Origin of the sequence: Halorussus ruber (assembly GCF_004765785.1) — an archaeon.
In the GTDB taxonomy this organism is placed as follows: Archaea; Halobacteriota; Halobacteria; order Halobacteriales; family Haladaptataceae; genus Halorussus; species Halorussus ruber.
On record NZ_SBIT01000006.1, the window covers coordinates 293,744 to 310,334 of the forward strand.

General features: G+C 64.6%; 13 protein-coding genes. 6 read left to right on the forward strand and 7 right to left on the reverse strand.

Annotation, left to right across the window (positions count from 1 at the left end):
• Positions 1 to 81: 81 nt before the first annotated feature.
• Positions 82 to 1,116 (reverse strand): peptidoglycan bridge formation glycyltransferase FemA/FemB family protein, encoded by a 1,035-nt coding sequence (locus EPL01_RS10830; RefSeq protein WP_135825276.1) that lies wholly within the window; start codon positions 1,114 to 1,116, stop codon positions 82 to 84.
• Between the two features lie 309 nt (positions 1,117 to 1,425).
• On the opposite strand from EPL01_RS10830, the gene EPL01_RS10835 reads away from it, so the two are divergent.
• Genes EPL01_RS10835 through EPL01_RS10845 form a run of 3 tightly spaced genes read left to right on the forward strand, consistent with a single transcriptional unit; the run spans position 1,426 to position 2,954 of the window.
• Positions 1,426 to 1,839, forward strand: coding sequence for an ATP-grasp domain-containing protein (locus EPL01_RS10835; protein WP_135825277.1), 414 nt, complete (start codon positions 1,426 to 1,428; stop codon positions 1,837 to 1,839).
• A 15-nt stretch (positions 1,840 to 1,854) separates the two neighbouring features.
• Positions 1,855 to 2,751, forward strand: coding sequence for a hypothetical protein (locus tag EPL01_RS10840; RefSeq protein WP_135825278.1), 897 nt, complete (start codon positions 1,855 to 1,857; stop codon positions 2,749 to 2,751).
• The gene (locus EPL01_RS10845) at positions 2,748 to 2,954 is read left to right on the forward strand and encodes a hypothetical protein (RefSeq protein ID WP_135825279.1); all 207 of its coding nucleotides are present in this window, start codon (positions 2,748 to 2,750) and stop codon (positions 2,952 to 2,954) included. Before EPL01_RS10840 ends, EPL01_RS10845 begins: the two co-directional genes overlap by 4 nt.
• A 40-nt stretch (positions 2,955 to 2,994) precedes the next feature.
• Here EPL01_RS10845 and EPL01_RS10850 read toward each other — a convergent pair whose 3' ends face one another.
• Complete coding sequence (locus EPL01_RS10850; RefSeq protein ID WP_135825280.1) at positions 2,995 to 4,128, reverse strand: glucosamine inositolphosphorylceramide transferase family protein; 1,134 nt, start codon at positions 4,126 to 4,128, stop codon at positions 2,995 to 2,997.
• 339 nt (positions 4,129 to 4,467) lie between these two features.
• Between EPL01_RS10850 and EPL01_RS10855 the strand changes: the two genes are divergently transcribed.
• Positions 4,468 to 5,481 (forward strand): GNAT family N-acetyltransferase, encoded by a 1,014-nt coding sequence (locus EPL01_RS10855; RefSeq protein ID WP_168215875.1) that lies wholly within the window; start codon positions 4,468 to 4,470, stop codon positions 5,479 to 5,481.
• On the opposite strand, the gene EPL01_RS10860 is transcribed toward EPL01_RS10855, so the two are convergent.
• Positions 5,441 to 7,450 (reverse strand): hypothetical protein, encoded by a 2,010-nt coding sequence (locus EPL01_RS10860; RefSeq protein WP_135825282.1) that lies wholly within the window; start codon positions 7,448 to 7,450, stop codon positions 5,441 to 5,443. The genes EPL01_RS10855 and EPL01_RS10860 overlap by 41 nt on opposite strands.
• A gap of 207 nt (positions 7,451 to 7,657) precedes the next feature.
• On the opposite strand from EPL01_RS10860, the gene EPL01_RS10865 reads away from it, so the two are divergent.
• Positions 7,658 to 9,079, forward strand: coding sequence for an oligosaccharide flippase family protein (locus EPL01_RS10865; protein ID WP_135825283.1), 1,422 nt, complete (start codon positions 7,658 to 7,660; stop codon positions 9,077 to 9,079).
• Positions 9,080 to 9,273: 194 nt separating this feature from the next.
• Complete coding sequence (locus EPL01_RS10870; protein ID WP_135825284.1) at positions 9,274 to 10,755, forward strand: asparagine synthetase B family protein; 1,482 nt, start codon at positions 9,274 to 9,276, stop codon at positions 10,753 to 10,755.
• Here EPL01_RS10870 and EPL01_RS10875 read toward each other — a convergent pair.
• From EPL01_RS10875 to EPL01_RS10890, 4 genes are all read right to left on the reverse strand, one after another.
• A complete protein-coding gene (locus tag EPL01_RS10875; RefSeq protein ID WP_135825285.1) occupies positions 10,742 to 11,914 on the reverse strand; it encodes a glycosyltransferase in 1,173 nt (390 codons plus the stop codon). The genes EPL01_RS10870 and EPL01_RS10875 overlap by 14 nt on opposite strands.
• A gap of 142 nt (positions 11,915 to 12,056) precedes the next feature.
• On the reverse strand, positions 12,057 to 13,508 hold the full coding sequence (locus tag EPL01_RS10880; RefSeq protein WP_135825286.1) for a hypothetical protein: 1,452 nt from the start codon (positions 13,506 to 13,508) through the stop codon (positions 12,057 to 12,059).
• A 235-nt stretch (positions 13,509 to 13,743) separates the two neighbouring features.
• Complete coding sequence (locus EPL01_RS10885; protein ID WP_135825287.1) at positions 13,744 to 15,237, reverse strand: glycosyltransferase family 4 protein; 1,494 nt, start codon at positions 15,235 to 15,237, stop codon at positions 13,744 to 13,746.
• Positions 15,234 to 16,547: a glycosyltransferase family 2 protein gene (locus EPL01_RS10890; protein ID WP_168215876.1), complete on the reverse strand. Its 1,314-nt coding sequence runs from the start codon at positions 16,545 to 16,547 to the stop codon at positions 15,234 to 15,236. Before EPL01_RS10890 ends, EPL01_RS10885 begins: the two co-directional genes overlap by 4 nt.
• Positions 16,548 to 16,591: the final 44 nt, after the last annotated feature.

Below are 16,591 nucleotides of genomic sequence, written 5' to 3' on the forward strand. Positions count from 1 at the left end.
GCCAGTAACCATCAGTCCGGGCCGCCGTACCTCTTGGTCTGGGTCGCCGTCTTCGTTGGTCCCTGCCGCCCCATTCCGGAGTCACGTCGATTTGGAATCGGCGTACCGCTGGTACATCCCTCGCGCGAACTTGTACATCGGCCACACGACCGGCGAACAGCCCCGTTCCCAGCAGAGGGCCGGGACCGGTTTCGCGCCGAACTTCTCCTTGAACCGGAACACGCCGTCCCTGAAGTCGCCGGTCGTCCCGCCGAAGTTGTACGTCTCGTAGCCGTTCTCTTGGCCCCACTTGATGGCGTACTCGTGGAGGAGTTCCGAGGGATGATACTCGAAGTCCGCCTCGGTGATTCCCGACAGTTCGTAGTTGAGCGTCGATTGGCCCTCGTCGAGTGTGAGGAGTATCGTGCCGCGCTCGCCGCCGTCGACTCGGAGCGTCAGCAGTTTCAGTCGGTCGGCCATCTCGGTCAGTTCGAGGAAGAAATCCCGCGTGTACTCGTCGCCGTCGACCCGGTCCATCACCGACGAGAGCTTGTCGAAGAACGCCGACATCGACTCCTCGGTGATGTCCTCGTCCACCACCTCGAAGTCCTGTTCGTGACCGCTCCTGATGGCGCGCCGCCGCGAACTGTGCATCTCCTCCTTTATCGTCTCCCAGTCGTCCGTGATGTCGAGCAGGAAATCGCAGTAGTCGAACTTCGACTCGTATCCGTTCTCCCGGAAGAGTTCGTTGTACCGACTGAACTTCGACTTGGTGGTGTGGACCTTGTTCGAGACGACGGTCCTGTCCCCGATTTCGGGCACCGCGCTCAGGAACGACTCCATGACCTCCTCGGTGTCCGTGGTCGCTATGGGACCGGCGGAACCGGGCTTGGGCGGATAGAGGTGCTGAACCGGCAACGTATCGCCCTCCCGGAGGAAAATCGGAAAGACGCCCACCGGGTTGCCGCTCTTGGACGCGACGAGGTGTCTCGGTTCGTAGTCGGTCCCGTCCTCCATCGCCCGCAACCACTCGTAGCGGTGGTACACCTGTCCGAGTTCGGCTTGTTCGACCACGTTGTTCCACTGATTTCGATTGACGGACTCGATGGTATCGGTGCTGTAGACGTCTACTGCCATTTTGTTCTCCCCCGAATGTACCTCTCTGACGAGAATCGGGATGAAAAAAGGTTTGGCTAAATGATACACGGCCGCAACTATGCGGAAATTGCAGAGCCGACCCACGAGAGCTAAACGGGCCGTATTCCTCCGTTAATCGAGTAACGACGGCCGAAAGTGACGATTGGTTCTCACTCTCGCGGAAAAATTTACAATACGTCGTTCACATCGACTTTTCCCAATAATTCCGTGATAACGGCGAGAATATTTACAACGTCGGAGCCGGAGATTTCGAGTATGGTGGGGATGTCGAACGGACGACCAGCATCTTTGACACCCAGTAGCACGCAAGATTCGCCGGGGTACCCCTGCGTTCGGTCGCTCGGCCGACGCGGCGTCCGCACGATATACGGGACGAAGTACGGCGAAAGCACGATTTCCTCCTCGCGCTACTGCGACGAGACCGTCGAACTTCCGGTTCCGGACGAGGACGTCGCCGCCTACAAGGATGCGCTCCTTCGCGTCGCTTCTCGGCCCGACGTGTGCACCATCGTCCCGACCAACGAGTACGACGCCTTCGTCCTCTCGAAGTTCAAATCCGAATTCGACCCGTCGGTCTCGCTCCCGGTGCCGTCGTTCGAGACCCTCGGCGTCGTCTACGACCGGATGCGGTTGTTCGCGGCGGCCGAGGCGGCTGGCGTCCCGATGCCTGAGACGATGTCGTTCGACGAGGTCACCGACTAGGACCGGGAGCTAACCGTGAAAGCCCGGTACAACCTCGTCACGAACGACTACGACGAGTCGTGCCCGCCCAACGAGGGCCACCGGGTCAAAGACGTGGCGCACCTCCGCGTGGGCGAGACGCCCGACTCCGACCAGACCGTTGAGGAAATGAAGCACGTCCCATCGCCCAGGAGTACGTCCCGTGCGAAAACGAGTACATGGTCGGCGCGCTGCGTCGAGACGGCGACCCGGTTGCGACGGTTCAACTCGACCAGATTCGAGAGGACTCCTACAAGGGCGGCGGGGGCGTCTACCGGAAATCGACCTACGACCCGGAACTCGACCGGGTGGCCCGCGACCTCCTGGCGGAACTGGACCGGACTGGCGTGTCTCGAATACATGGAGGACGACGAGACGGGCGAGTTCGAACTCGCCGAAATCAACCCGCGGATGTGGCAGTCGATGGCCCCGGCCGTTCGGGCGGGGCAGGACTTCCCGTACTACTACTGGCTGATGGCGGCGGGCGAGACCGACCGCATCGACCCCGACTACGAGTTGGGCGTCGGAAGCCACCTGCTGGCGGGCGAGGCCCAGCACTTAAAGAGCATCCTCGACGAGGACTCCCCGCGGGTCGAGAAACCCGACTTCGCCGCCGCGGTCGCGGCGGTCGCGCTCTCGTGTCTGGTCGAACCGCGCTTCGACATCTTCCGGTTCGACGACCCGGCCCCGTTCGCCTTGGCCGCGTTCGCGGGCGTCCGGAACCGACCGCATCGCTCTGAGCGCGACCACTCTCCGAGCGCGAATCGCTCCGACCCCGAACTGCTCGACTCGCTCCGACCCGACGGCCCACAAACGCTATTTGCTCCGTCGTCGTCCGTATCAGGTATCCCACGGCGTCGCCCGGACCGCTGGCGTCGGACGAGACACGAATGAGCTTCCGATTCGACATCGAGCGCGTCGTCCTCGGCGTCGTCGCGCTCGGCATGGCCGCGTTCTTCGCCGCGCACAGCTTCGTGCTTCTGAAGGGGAGCGACGAGCAGACGATGACGCTGGTCCGCTCGACGTGGTTGCTGGGTCTCGTCGTGTTACTCCTCGTCGGCGGCTTTCTCACCGCGGCGCGGCGCAACGCCGCCTGAGGGCGGCGCTCGTCGGTCAGAAACCCTCGTACTGCGCCGGTCACCGAACCTCGTACATCCCGAGTGACCAGTGGTTCGGCCCGAACGCGCGGCCGCCCCACCCGACGTTGCCATCGACCGCGCACCGCCAGCCGTCGGCGGTGTACCACGGGTCGATGTGGTGCATCCGGCCCGAGTTCCACCCGAGCCGCCGGTTCGACCCTTCGAGAATCGGCGACTCTGGGCGCTCGCGGTCGGCGTAGGCCGTCGGCGAAAGCTCCTCGACGTCGAAGGCCCGGACCTTGTCGCCGTACTGGGCCGCGCAGTCCTGAAAGAAGACCACAATTCCGTCTTCGGTGACAATCGGGCGGCCCGCGGGTCGCCCGGCCTCGGGGCGGTCGGGCGCGACGGGGTTGCGCTCGTGGGGCGTCCACCCGTCGCGCAGGAGGTCGTCGCTGTAGTACAGACACAGGTCGTGGTTGCCGTCGTCGCTCCCGAGCATCGCCCACCACAGGTCGTTCCACCGGAACAGCACGCAGTCGGCGAGCTGTCGGTCCGGGTCCACGACGGTCGAGACGGGCCGCCAGCCGCCGGGCAACGAGTCGGTCTCGAAGAGGCGCACCGTCGCCGGTCGCTCGCGGTTCCACCGGTCCGGAACCATGTAGAACGTTTCTTCCAATTTAAATATATATGGAAAAGCAAGGTGTATCTTGTCTTTCAGCACGACGCGGTCGTACTCCCACGACCGACCGCGGTCGGTGCTGGTGGCGTGGCCGACGACGCCGGTCGGTCGCCGGTCGCGGTTGTAGACCTCGAAGAAGAGCCGCCACGGGCCGGTCTCGGGGACGTACAGGAAGGGGTCGGCGACGAGGTCTACCGCCCCGTAGTCGGTCACGTCGGACGCGGTCAGGACCGGATTCGACGCCGACGCCATCGGGACCGGCCGGAAGGGCGGGGCACTCGACGCGCCGTCGAGGTGGAAGGGCCGAATCCGGTGGTCCGCGGACTGCTCGGCGGCTTCAGCGCCGGATCGGCCGGACTTATCGGACTGATGCGGTCGCTCGCGCTCGCGGCGAGCGCGAGCGACCGAGTCGAGGAGTCCGTCACCGAGTCGCCGGTGGACGAACTCTCCGGCCGTCCACCGGGCCGCGTGGGCGTACCGATTCGACCCGAGTCGAGAGACGATTCGCCGCATCGTTACGCCGGTCCCTCGCCAGACCTCGACTGTTCGAGGGCCGTCGTTTTCCACCGAGCGCGAGCGACCGAGGTCGGGTGTCGGCGCGGGCGATTCATGCCACTCCCGACGACGGCGCGCCTCAAAAAAGGAAGCTATCTTGTGGTATGCGAACGAATGTCAATATATCTCACTTTACGGTCCGCCAGAGTTCAAATGGCCACCATGATTAATATGAAATGCAGGCTTTGATACGACAGGTGTCCGCCAAGGGGGATTCCAGATATTTCCATGAGTGAGAAAAATTTTCAAATATACGATAGTATAAACGACCTCAACGAGAACCAATGGAATGACGTGGTGAAGCAGTCCGACCGGGGGAGTGTCTTCCACCGGGCCGGATGGCTCCGAGCAGTCGAGGAGGGCCTCGACCGGTCGGCGAGACATCTCGTCCTCGAGAAGGGGAACAACCCGATTGCGCTTCTGCCGAACTTCGTCAGGCGGGTCGAGTTGCCGTCCTCGCTCCCGTCGGTCGTGGACCGACTCGACGCCAAGCGCCTCACGTCAATCGAACCCGGATTCGGCGGGCCGCTGTTCATGGGGAGCGAGCGGTCGAACTTCGAGATGATGTTCGACCACATCGACCGCCTGCTCGAACGCGACGACTTCGTCAACCACCGCGTGAAGGCGGCCAACGACGAGTATCTGCGCTACTCTCGACCGTTCTCGGAGTACGGCTATCAGCTCAGCTCCGGCGTCTGTCGGCTCGTCATCGACCTCGACCAAGGCTGGGAGTCCATCGAGTCGAACATGAACAAGTCCAAGCGCTCGAACATCTCCAAGGCCCGGGAGAACGACGCGACGGTCTACGAGCGCTCGCTCGAAGGCGAGGCCCTCGAGCGGTTCTACGAGACCTACCAGCAGGCCATGGACCGCGTCGGCGGGACCGCCTACCCCTACGCCTTCCTCGAACGAATCGGCGAGGAGTTGGCCGACCGGACCGAACTCTTCACGGTCGAGGTCGACGGCGAGTTCGCGGCCGGTCAGGTGTATCTCGTCGACGACGAGCAATCGTCGGTCCACTGCTTCTTCCAAGCGGTCGACGCGGACTACTTCGACTACTACCCGTCGGAACTCCTCGACGAGTACGGGATGAAGTGGGCCATCGAGCGCGATTACGGCGAGTACGACCTCGGAAGCAGTCCGTCTGACTTCACGGACGGCTCGTTCCGGTACAAGAACGAACTCGGTGCCCAACCCCGGCCGGTCCTCTCCTGGGAACGGGGCTGTTCGCCCATCAAGTGGCCGATGTACCGCCTCGGGCGCTGGTACCTCAAGAACCGTAACGGGTCGAGCGAACTCTCCTCTGCGTAGTGACCGCGTGCGCTCTCCGCTCGGTTTCACTTGATAGCGCGTCGGCTTCATCGCCTTCGCCCGGTAGCGCGACGTTCTGTTTGATTTCACCAGGTAGCGAGACGCTTTGGTTCCCGCTAGTTAGCGCGGCGCTCCCGTTTGTGCTAGTCCCGTTCGCGGCCGTCCGGTTCGCTCGACCGACGCCGCTGACCACGTAGAGGTCGAGCGTCCCGTCGTCGTAGACGTGTCCGACCGACGGCTTGCGTTCGAGGCGGTCGAAGTCCTCGGGCGAGTGACGCCAGAACTCCCGGTAGTTCGGGTACAACCGGGGGTTGCTGACGCGACCGAGTTCGGTCGTCACGAGGTAACGCCGGTCGGCGACCGCGCTCGACGGTAGCTCCTCGGCCGACGCGTTGGCGTAATCGAAGTGGTCGGGCGGGGGTGGGAGTTCGAACCGGATGTTCTCTGTCTCCTCCAAGTTCTCGTAGGTGGACATCCGGTACTGGCTGATTCCCAGTTGGTCGATGGCGAGCGACTGGTTGCGGTGTTGGAACGTCCACTCCATGCCCTCGACCTCGGCCTCGGTAATCTGGAGGTTCGAGCCGTTCGACAGGGGCGAGGAGTAGAGGTAGAACACCGAGAGGAAGGCGAGCGCGAACAGCGAGGCGTACGCTACCGGCCGGAGATACCTCGCGGCGGCGTCGGCGTCGAGCCGCCGGAACAGCGTGTAGAACCCGGCACCGACGAGGACGACGCCCGCCAGTCGGGCGTACCGAACGACCCGGTAGAAGCCGATGGTCACGTCCACCGCGAAGGCGAGGGCGGCACCGACGGTGAACACGCACAGCGTGCTGGCGAGGAAGGCCTCGATGGGGTCGAACGCTCGCTCGCCGCGCGCCACGAGGAGGGCGTAGTAGCCGACGAACACGAACGCCATACCGATTATCGCCCCGACGAGGCCGTAGGTGTAGATTCCGACGAGCGCGATGTCGGAGATCGCCGGGGTCGTCCGCGAGAAGACCGACGCGATGTTGCCGAGCTGGGACGACCCCTCCGAGACCCCCATCAGCGTGTAGACGATGATGAGCGTGCTACCGATAATCGACTCGAAGGAGTAGTACCACGCGAAGAAGAGGACGAACGCGAGGACGGCGACGACGAGCGGCGACCTGCGGGTCACCGTGGTCGTGCCTGCGAGGCGTTTGCTCCCAATCACGGAGAGCCACAGCAGGCCCAGCATCCCGACGAAGAACACCGTCACGACCGGATGGTAGAACGTGATGGAGACGACGACGACCAACAGCGCGGCCCTGAACCGGGTCGTCGCTCGGCCGCCGTAGCTCCGGAAGAGGAGGTAGAACGCGAAGGGAAGCGTCATGAACGCGAAGACGCTCGGGTGGAAGAAGACGTGTTCGCCGCTGAACAGCAGCAGCGAGGAGAACGGGAGGACGAAAAGCACCTTCCGCGACCCGCCGAAGGTGACGTTCAGAAGCGGGTACAGCGAGACGATGTAGAACAGCGAGGCCACCGGCGGCAGGACGTTGATGACCGTCGAGGGCGCGATTCCGGTCGCGTAGGACACCGTCAGCGCGAGCAGGTGGACGTTCGGGTAGTAGTTGGTCCGGGGCACCGCGCCGAGGTCGCCGATGCGCCGAATCATGCCGATGTACGTGAGCATGTCTCCTCGGGCGAACAGTTCGTAGCGGAGCGCCGGGATGAACAGCAGGACGGCGTTGACCGCGAGGACGAGCGCCAGTCCCCACTTCCAGTATCGGTGCCACCGCTCGGGATAGCCGCCCTCGAAGATGACGAGTTGGCCGAAGAACACCGCAATCAGCGCGAGGAGCCAGAACGGGAGCGGGTAGGCGTCGTACACCGATAGCTCGTAACTGGTCGCTTGGGGGTCGGCGGCGACGAAGACCAGCGCGACCGCCGTGGCGGCGGCTCCGACCGCGAGCAGTAGCTTCAGCCGGATTCGTCGCTCTACCACCGACCCCACCCCATCGTTCGCTCGGACGACCCCCTCGGTCTTGGTTTTTCTGGCGTCACCGGAAATTTGGCGGCTGTTAGCGAGTGACACGCCACTTGCGGTGCGTCTGCGGCATGCGGCGGGAACATTTATCCTCGGGTTTGCCGTCACTCCCCCTGTGCAACGACCGATGGGGGGCCGGGTTTTCAGCGCCCAGGGTGGATACTGATGGACGTCAGTCGCTCTAGCTTCAAAATCTTCCTCGCCGAATCGCTCGGGATGGTGCTCTCGTTAGGGGGCATCACGTACTTCGCCCGCGAACTCGGCTCCGGCGAACTCGGCGCGTTCTTCCTGTTTCAGGCGCTGCTGTTCTTCCTCGCCGTGCCCTCGGACATGGGCGTCAGAATCGCGGTCGAGAAGCGAATCAGCGAGCGGTCGAACCCCGATTCGGTCCTCTCTACGGCCCTGCTGATGAAACTCGGGCTGTTGTCGCTCACCGTGACCGGCGTGTTTCTGGCGGGCGGGCTGGTCCGCTCGTACATCGGCTACGACCTCGTGGCGTTCCTCGCGGTCGGTATCGTGCTGCAAGAGCTGTCCGGGCTGATGAAGAACGTCCTCGCCGGGGAACTCCGGGTGGGCGAGACCGCGTCCATCGACTTCGCAAACACGCTGACGAAGTACGGCGTCGGAGCGGTCTTGGTCTACGCCGGGTACGGCGTCGTCGGACTCGCCGCGAGCGTCCTCGCCGGGTTGTTCGTCCGACTCGTGTTAGCGTACCGCGCCTGCGACACCGGGTTCGGTCGCCCCAGGAAGGACGTGATGCGCTCGCTCGGTAACTACGGGAAGTACGCGATTCTTCCCCATATCGGTAGGCAGGTCCACCAGTGGATGGACGTGTTACTCCTCGGGTTCATGCTGACGACGAGCGCGGTCAGCGTCTACGAACTCGCGTGGCGGGTCGCGGGGCCGGTGTTGCTGTTGTCGCGGTCCATCGGCACGGCCATCTTCCCGCAGTTCAGTTCGTGGGACTCCGCGGGGTCCCGAGAGGCCATCGAACGGCTGTTCTCGAACATCATCACGCCCTCGCTGTTGCTGGTCTTCCCGGCCCTGTTCGGGGCGGCGGTCCTCTCGCGGGAGATTCTCTCGCTGGTGTTCGGGGCCGAGTACGCCGCGGGCTGGCTCGTGCTAATCGTTCTCATGGCCGGGAAGATTCCGGGTGCCGTCCAGAGCATCGTGGGACGGTCGCTGTACGGTCTCGACGAACCCCAGTACGTCACTATCGGAACCACGGTCACGATAGCCACCAACCTCGTGTTCAACGTCCTCCTCATCTGGCAGTTCGGCGTCGTCGGCGCGGCGCTGGGCACGATGGCGTCTCGGACCATCTCGACGGGCCTCCAGTTCTACTTCCTCTCGGAACTCATCGACGTGCGCATCCCCTACGACGAACTCGGCTGGTGTCTCGGCGCGTCCGCGGTCATGGCCGCCGTCCTCTCCGCCGTCAAGACGACGGTCGCGGTCGATTCGGTCGTCCGACTCACCGGGTTCGTCCTCGCCGGAGCGGCGCTGTACGGCGCGTTCGTGGCGATGTATCCGCCGCTCAAGAACCAGATCACGACTCAAATCCAGAAGTCGGTCCCGTGGACCTGAAGCGTCTCGGCTCTGAGAAATAATTTCAATTGTTAAAAATAACTAATTCAGTTTTAGAGGAACTACTACATTGTTCTGTTCGGCTTACGCCGTCGGGAGCCGCGAACGGCTTCCCGCGTGTGCCGCCGGTAGGCAAACCGTACCCGCCGAACGGGCCGAAGCTATTTCCGGTCGTTCATCGTGCCTTCTGTAGAATGATTCCGCCGAGGCAGTACTACCTCACGTCCACGCGCCCCGAGGAGATTCCGGACGGGTATCGGTCGGTGTCGGTCGACGACTGGCACCTCGTCTTCGACGACAGTTTCGACTCGCTCCCGGTCGTGGCCGACGGCGAGCGCGTCGGCCACGTCGTCGGGACGATACTCGACGTGCGCGACCGGCGCGAGGACGGCGAACTCCGGCTCTCGCCCGGCGACGCGGACTCGCTCGACGCGGCGTTTCAGGACGCGCTCGTGGACTTCGCCGGGCACTTCCTCGGTCTCCTCGACGCCAACCAGTCCTCGGCGTACACGGACCCCATCGGCGGGTGTCCGCTCGTCTACGACCCCGACGAGGGCGTGGCCGGGGCGACGCCCGCCGCGCTTCCGGGCATCGACCGCGAGGCGCGCTTCCAGACCGCGCTCTTCGACCGGCTGAACCACAACGAGGACTACATCTTCCTCCCCGGGGCCGTCACCTACTACCGGAACGTCGAGCGCCTCCTCCCGAATCACCGTCTGGACCTCGATTCGTGGGAGACGACCCGATTCTGGCCCTCGGACCCGGAGGCCATCTCGACTTACGACGAGACGACCGCCGTCGCCGAGTCCATGAGCCAACTGCTCCGCGACGTGTTCGCGGAAATCGCGGCGACCTACGAGAACCCGGTCAATCCCCTGACCGCGGGGCAGGACTCGCGCACCCTGCTGGCGGCGGCGCGTCCGTGGGTCGCCGACGGTGACATCCAGACCGTGACGTGGGACACCGGCGAACTTGTAGACGTTGACATGGACGTTGCGCGGCGACTCTCGGCCAACCACGAGGTCGATTGGAACCCGGTCCCGACCGTGACCGCGACCGAGGCCCAGAAGCGGTGGTGGCTGGAGACTACCGGCCACGCCGTCGGCGGCACCATCAAGGACATCCACCCGACGCTGGAACTGTTCGACGCCGACCTGCACGTCAACGGGTTCGGCGGCGCAATCGCCCGCGGGAAGTTCTGGGAGGACGCCGACGGCCCCGACTCGACGTTCGACGCGGGCGAACTCCTCGCCAGACTCCACCGCCCGGAGGACCCCGTTCTGGAGGAGGCAGTCGAGGAGTGGTACGAGGGCGTCTCGCAGTTCGACGCCTACACCCAGTTGGACCTCGTGACCCAAGAACTCCGGTACGGCTGTTGGGCCGGGCCGCACTTCCCGGGGCTGGCGCGCCACCGCGACGTGGTGTCGCCGCTGGCGTACTTCCCGGTCGTCCGCGAGATGTTCCGGTTGGCTCCGCCGGTCCGCCGGAACGGCAACGTCCAGCACCTCATCGTGGACCGGTTGTGGTCGGAACTGAACGAGTACCCTTACAACATGTTCACCGACTGGCGGGAGTTCGTCCGGCGCGCCAAGCACCTCAAGTACAAGTCCCAGTACGCGGCCAAGCGTCCCGACCTCGTCTACTCCTTCCTCAGTCGGAAGCTCACCGGCGAGTAGGAGCAGGGCTATTCGCCTTCGACCGGTTGTCCTCGAACAGCAGTTTCTCGTAGTCCGTGACGACGTTCTCCGCCGTGAAGTCCATCGCCCGGTCGCGCAGTCGCCCCGGGTCCGGCGGGTCCCGAAGCGTCGAGTACATCGCCGCCGCGAGGGCGTCGGCGTCCTCCGTCGGCACGAGCGGCCCGAACTCCCCGTCGTTCAGAATCTCTCTGGGACCCTTCGAGCAGTTCGTCGAGACCACGGGGCACCCGAAGGCCATCGCCTCGATGAGCGTGGACGGGAGCGCCTCGGAGTTCGAGGAGACGGCCAACACCGACGCCTCTCGCATGTAGGGGTAGGGATTGTCCGTACTGCCGGGGAGCGCGACCGACTCGTCCAGCCCCAGCTCCTCGACGCGGGCCTCCAACTTCGGTCTGGTCTGGCCCTCGCCCAGAATCATCAATCGGGCGTCCATCTCCTCCCGAAGGCGGTCGAACGCCTCGATTAGCAACGAGTAGTTCTTGTAGGGGTGGAGCCGCCCCGCCGCGAGGACGACCGGCGCGTCGTCCTCGAACCACGGGTGGTCGGGCGACTGCTCGCCCTTCTCCAGCAGTTCCGGCGTCACGACCGGATTGTAGACGACGGAGACGTCCTCCTCGGCGATGCCCAGCACCTCCGCCGCGTCGGTCTTCACGCCCTCGGAGACCGCCACGATGCGCCCGGCCCGCGGGTAGAGGTACTTCGAGAGTTCGGTCTTCGCGGCGTGTGTCAACTCGTCGGCGTTCGCTATCTGGTCGGAGGTCATCCCGTGAAAGCTGACGACGGTCCGGGTCGAGACCGACGCGAGGTGCCGTGCGAGTATCGCCACCATGTTGGGGTTCGGCTTCCCCGTGAGGAGGGCGTCGGGTTCGACGCGCCGGAGGTACCGCGCCAGCGGGACCACGCTGGCGAAGATGCCGATTCCGGGTGCCCGTCCCCGGTCGATTTCCATCGTCCGAACGTCGTCGGGCACCTCCGGCCGGAAGGCTCCCTCCTCGGAGACGAGGAGCAAATCGACCTCGTATCCCCGCTCGGTCAACTCGTCGATGAGGTTGACCAGCACGCGCTCGACGCCCCCGATTTCGAGATGGGTGTGAAAGATAGCGACGCGCCGGTCTCCCCCGGACTCCTCGTCGGTCATCACGTCACATCCACGGGATTCGTCGGCATAAGTGTCCTCCCGGGCGTTCGGAGAAACCGCGAAATAATACTGCCCGGCGACCGATACGCCGCCCGACAGATATGAAGCGCCCGGCGAGTACCGGGCGTCGGCGACCGCGAACTTAGAGCGTGATAGATTGGGTCTGCTTGGTGGTGTTCCCGGCGGTGTCCTCGACGCGCAGGTTCACCTCGAGGCTGGTCCCGACCGGGAACTGGAAGAGGTCCCACCCGGAGGCGCTGTCGCCGCTCGCGTCGTTCACCGAGAAGTTGATGTCCGTGCCCTCGGCCGCGACGACCTCGACGGTCTCCAGTCCGTTGTCCGTCCCCGAGACGGCCCACCGGACCGAGAACATCCGGTCGTCGCCGAGCTGTTCGCTCTTGGTGACGTCGAAGCGGTCGATGGCGGGGCCGCTGGACTCGACGATGTCCGAGACCTGGACCTCTTTTCCGTCGTACCGGATGGTCCATTTCGACTCGTCGATGGTCATCGACTTGATGGGGCCGTCCACCCAGAAGGTGTCGCCGTGGCCGTTGCCCGAGACGCCCGAGACCGTCGTCGTCCCGTCGCCGTTGGAGGTGATGGTGTCGTTGTCCTCGGCGGCCATACTGCCCGAGTAGGTGTCTTTACTGACGTTTCCCTCGACCGTGAACTCGTACTCGACCGCCTCGGTGCCGTCGTTCGAGACGAGTTCGAGCTTCTTGCCGCTCTGGTCGCTGGTCTGGCGGGACGTGGCCATCTTCCAGTTGTCGATGTAGATGTCGTTGTCGGAGGGCGAGGGGTCGCCGCCGCCGTAGTAGACTTGGAAGGCGTAGTTGATGCCGTTCTCGGGGTAGAGGGTGAACGCCATGCTGTCGTCGTGGAACTGCCGGTTGCCGTCCACCCACATCGTGAGCTGACCGTCGCGGTTCGCGCTGCCGCCGCTGGTCGTGTTCAGCTTCATGTACTGCTCGATGTGGTGCCACTCGCCGCGGCTGATGGTGGTGGCCCGGAGGTCGTCTCCGTAGTTCCCGCTCATGTCCATGTGATAGCAGTAGTAGCCGATGCCGATGCCGTCGCTCTCGTTGACGTACTCTCCGCGGGCGGCCCACCCGTTCGTCCCGTCGGAGGCCCCGTCCCACGACGGACGCCGCTCGTGGTTCTCGAACCCAGGGAGCTTGCACGAGAAGGTGTCACCGCCAAAATCGAAGTCGTTCCCGAACTTGACCCAGTAGCTCGAATACAGCTCGCGGGGGTTCTCGCTGAGGAGTCCGCCGTCCTTCAGGTCGAGGGTCGTGTCCATGCCGTAGTGACTGCCCTCGGGGAGATTGACGTTCAGACACGAGTCGCCGGTGCGGGAGGTCTGGTCGGTGAGTTGGTCGTACTCGCCCTGTTTCCACGCGCTCGTGAACCAGTCGGAGTACTCCGAACTGGCGAAATCTTCTTCGAGAATAACGCCGCCGTCTTGGGCCGCCGCGCTAGAGGTGCCGAATCCCGCCACGGCCGCCGCGGACGCGCCAGCGAGTTTGAGATAACTGCGTCTGTCGAGGAGAGACTCTTTCGCTTCAGTTCGATGTGCCGTCTCGTCGCGTGCCATGCAGTTCTCAATGGATTACCGCCAATTTAAAAAACCTCTGATTCCCTTTCAATGGCGAGTTTCCATTTTTAATGCATCGTTATCGGGCCATTACCGCCGGTCTCGGACGCGAAACCGGTGGTCGGAGCGCAATCGCTGTTCGACCGAAATCGCGCTTTCGCCGGGCGCGAGTCGTCCGCGCCGTCGGTTCAACGACTCGTTGCCGACTGCTGTCGGCCCTGAGCGACGTGAAACGTCACTCTTCAGAAAGGAGTTCGGCGACGACCGGCTCGTACCCCTCCATGAGCGATTCCCACGCGTACTCCTCGCCCAACCGCTTGGCGTTCGCGGCCAGCGCCGCCTGTCGCTGTTCGGACTCGACCACCGCCTCGATGGCGCTGGCGAACTCGTCCCACGAGTTGCGCACCAGTGCGGTCTCGCCGTCTTCCAGCGGAAGCCCCTGCGTCCCGACGTCTGTCGTGACGATGGGGAGGCCCGCCGCGAGGTAGTCGAGCATCTTCAGTTTCGTGCCCGACCCCATCGTGAGCGGACAGATGGCGACGTCCGCGAGCGAGAGGACGCCGGGGAGGTCTTCCACGAATCCCGGCGTCCGGACGTTCTCGCCCTCGACGTCCGGCGGGTCTCGCCCGACCAGCAGGAACTCCACGTCCGGAAGCGCCGGGGCCAGTTCGTCGGCGATGACGTTCGCCGCGACCTCGTTGGGGTCGTAGTCGAACGCGCCGACGAACACGCAGATTCGCTCGGCCCCGCCGAGACCGAGTTCCTCTCGGACCGCCTCGGGATTTCCGCCCTCGTCGATTGAGTGGAAGTCGGTCCCGTTGGGAATCACCGAGACGACGGTGTCGTCGGACCACGTGAACCGCTCTAAGTCGTCGGCCGACTGGAACACCACGCCGTCGGCGGCGTCGATTCCGGCCTGCTCGAACTGCCGGAGGTTCCGGACCGCTCGCCGCCGCACGACTCCGGGGACCGACCTGAGTTCGAGTTGCTGGTCGAGGAGTTCGAACACCGCGTTGTGCTTGTTGAGCAGAAGTTTCGCGTCGTACTCGTCGGCGAGTCGCTTGCTCGCCCGGAGCATCTGGGGCGCTTCGCAACAGACGATGTCGAACTCGGCGTCGAGTCCGGAGAACGTCGAAACCGTCTCGCGGGACTGCAACCGGTCGAAGCCGTTGTCCGCCGAGAGGCCGAGCATGGCGTTCCAGACGTAGATGGCCGAGGTCTTGAAGTCCAAGAACGGGTTGTCGGTGTCTACGACCCGGACCTCCTGTTCGTGTTCTCTTTGAATGGCCTCGCCCGAGGGCTGGGACAGCCAGACGGTCCCGAAGTCGGCGAATTTCTTCGACGTGTTCCAGATGCGCACCTCGCCGCCGTTCGACGGCGGGTAGACGTCGCCGCGCGCGAGTTGGAGGATGTTGGCGTCCTCGACGGCGGGGTCGATGTCGGACGACGAGGCGTCACCGGGGTTCACCCGGCCGAAGGCCGACCCGGGGACTGCGGTCGAGGTAGAGGGCGACCCCGCCTCGTCGTCGCCGCCAATCGTTTCGGACGCCGAGAGTGGCTCCTCGCGTCGTTCGGTTCGGTCGTGTTGCTCGTTTGGGTCGCGTCGCTCGTTTGGGTCGCGTCGCTCGTCTGGGTCGCGCTGTTCGGTTCGAATCTGTCGTCGCGGCGCGAGTCGCCGCAGATGCTGGGTAAAGTGAATCGTCATGTCTCGGGGCGAGTGTGTCGTCACGTTTCGTTCCTCGCGGTGTGGTCGGGAAGCGCTTCGACGTGGGTCTTAATCGAGTGCAGGATGACGCCCGTCAGCGCGAGCAGCGAGCCGACGACCGTCGTGAAGATGCAGAACAGGACGATACCCGTCGGGAAGGACCCGGTCTGGAGGTAGTTGGCGACCGCCCAGTAGCCGAGGCCGAATCCCAAAAGCGCGGTCGTGAAGCCGGGCAACCCGATGAACCGCAGGGGCTGTTCGCGCTCGATGGTCTGCAGGATGTTGCCGACGACCGAGAGGCCGTGAGACACCGGGTTCTGCGTGCTCGTTTCGTCGCCCTCGTAGTAGATGGTCGCGCCGACCTCCTCGACTTCGTAGTCGTGGCGTCGGGCGTGGTACAGAACGTCGGTGCTGGCGCTCATGTTGTCGCTGAGCGTGTCGTCGGTCGCCAGACTTGCGATGGCCCGCTCGTCGAAGGCCCGGAGGCCGCTCTGGGTGTCGGAGACCCACGACCGCCCGAGCGAGAGGTTCGTGAGGAGGTTGATGACGAACAGGCCGAACCGGCGGTACAGCGGGACGTGGTGGTCCCCGTCGCTGTGAAATCGGCTCCCGATGACGAGGCTGGCGTCGCCGTCGCGCGCGGCGTTTACGAGCCTCGGCACGTCGTCGGGGTCGTGCTGGCCGTCGCCGTCGAGGGTCACCAGCACCTTCGCGTTCCGGTCGTGGGCTTCGGAGAACAGCGTCTGCATCGCCGCCCCGTACCCCCGATTCGTCTCGTGTTCGACCACCGTCGCGCCAGCGCGCTCCGCCACCGCGACCGTGTCGTCGCTACTCCCGTCGTCCACGACGACCACCTCGTCGACGTGGTGCTGAACGCCCTGCACGACCGCCCCGATGGTGTCGCCCTCGTTGTAGGCGGGAATCGCCGCGACGACTTCGACGGCCCCGCGCGAGTCCTCCTCCGCGGAGACTCCGTCCGTCGTGGGGACTTCGATGCGGAAGTCGTCGGTCTCGCGGAACCGCGCTTCCAGACGCGCGAAATCGACCTCGTCGTCCGACGGGTCGACGGGGACGAGCCCCGGAAAGTCGAACGCGCGGGCGACGCTCTCGACGGTATCGACCAGCGACTCGTCCGAGAATTCGAGTTCGAGGACGTAGGCGTCTAACCGCTCGGCGAGGTCTCCAATCGTCGAGTCGTCCGTGTCAGAGACGACGACGAACGCGGAGAAGCCGTGTTCGGAGGCCCGCAGAAGAGTGCGCGCGACCGCCCCTAACTCCGCGTCGGCGGCGGCGACGCATATGACTGGTAGTTGACGTTTTTCGGAGGGTCTCACCCCCTCATCGTGTCCTTTTTCGGTATTCTCCATCGGCGCTCTCT

Bases quoted from the DNA above. Each gene is read 5' to 3' on its own strand.
- EPL01_RS10830 (WP_135825276.1), bottom strand. From the start codon at position 1,116: ATGGCAGTAGACGTCTACAGCACCGATACCATCGAGTCCGTCAATCGA.
- EPL01_RS10845 (WP_135825279.1), top strand. From the start codon at position 2,748: ATGAGCTTCCGATTCGACATCGAGCGCGTCGTCCTCGGCGTCGTCGCG.
- EPL01_RS10850 (WP_135825280.1), bottom strand. From the start codon at position 4,128: ATGCGGCGAATCGTCTCTCGACTCGGGTCGAATCGGTACGCCCACGCG.
- EPL01_RS10865 (WP_135825283.1), top strand. From the start codon at position 7,658: ATGGACGTCAGTCGCTCTAGCTTCAAAATCTTCCTCGCCGAATCGCTC.
- EPL01_RS10870 (WP_135825284.1), top strand. From the start codon at position 9,274: ATGATTCCGCCGAGGCAGTACTACCTCACGTCCACGCGCCCCGAGGAG.
- EPL01_RS10875 (WP_135825285.1), bottom strand. From the start codon at position 11,914: ATGACCGACGAGGAGTCCGGGGGAGACCGGCGCGTCGCTATCTTTCAC.
- EPL01_RS10880 (WP_135825286.1), bottom strand. From the start codon at position 13,508: ATGGCACGCGACGAGACGGCACATCGAACTGAAGCGAAAGAGTCTCTC.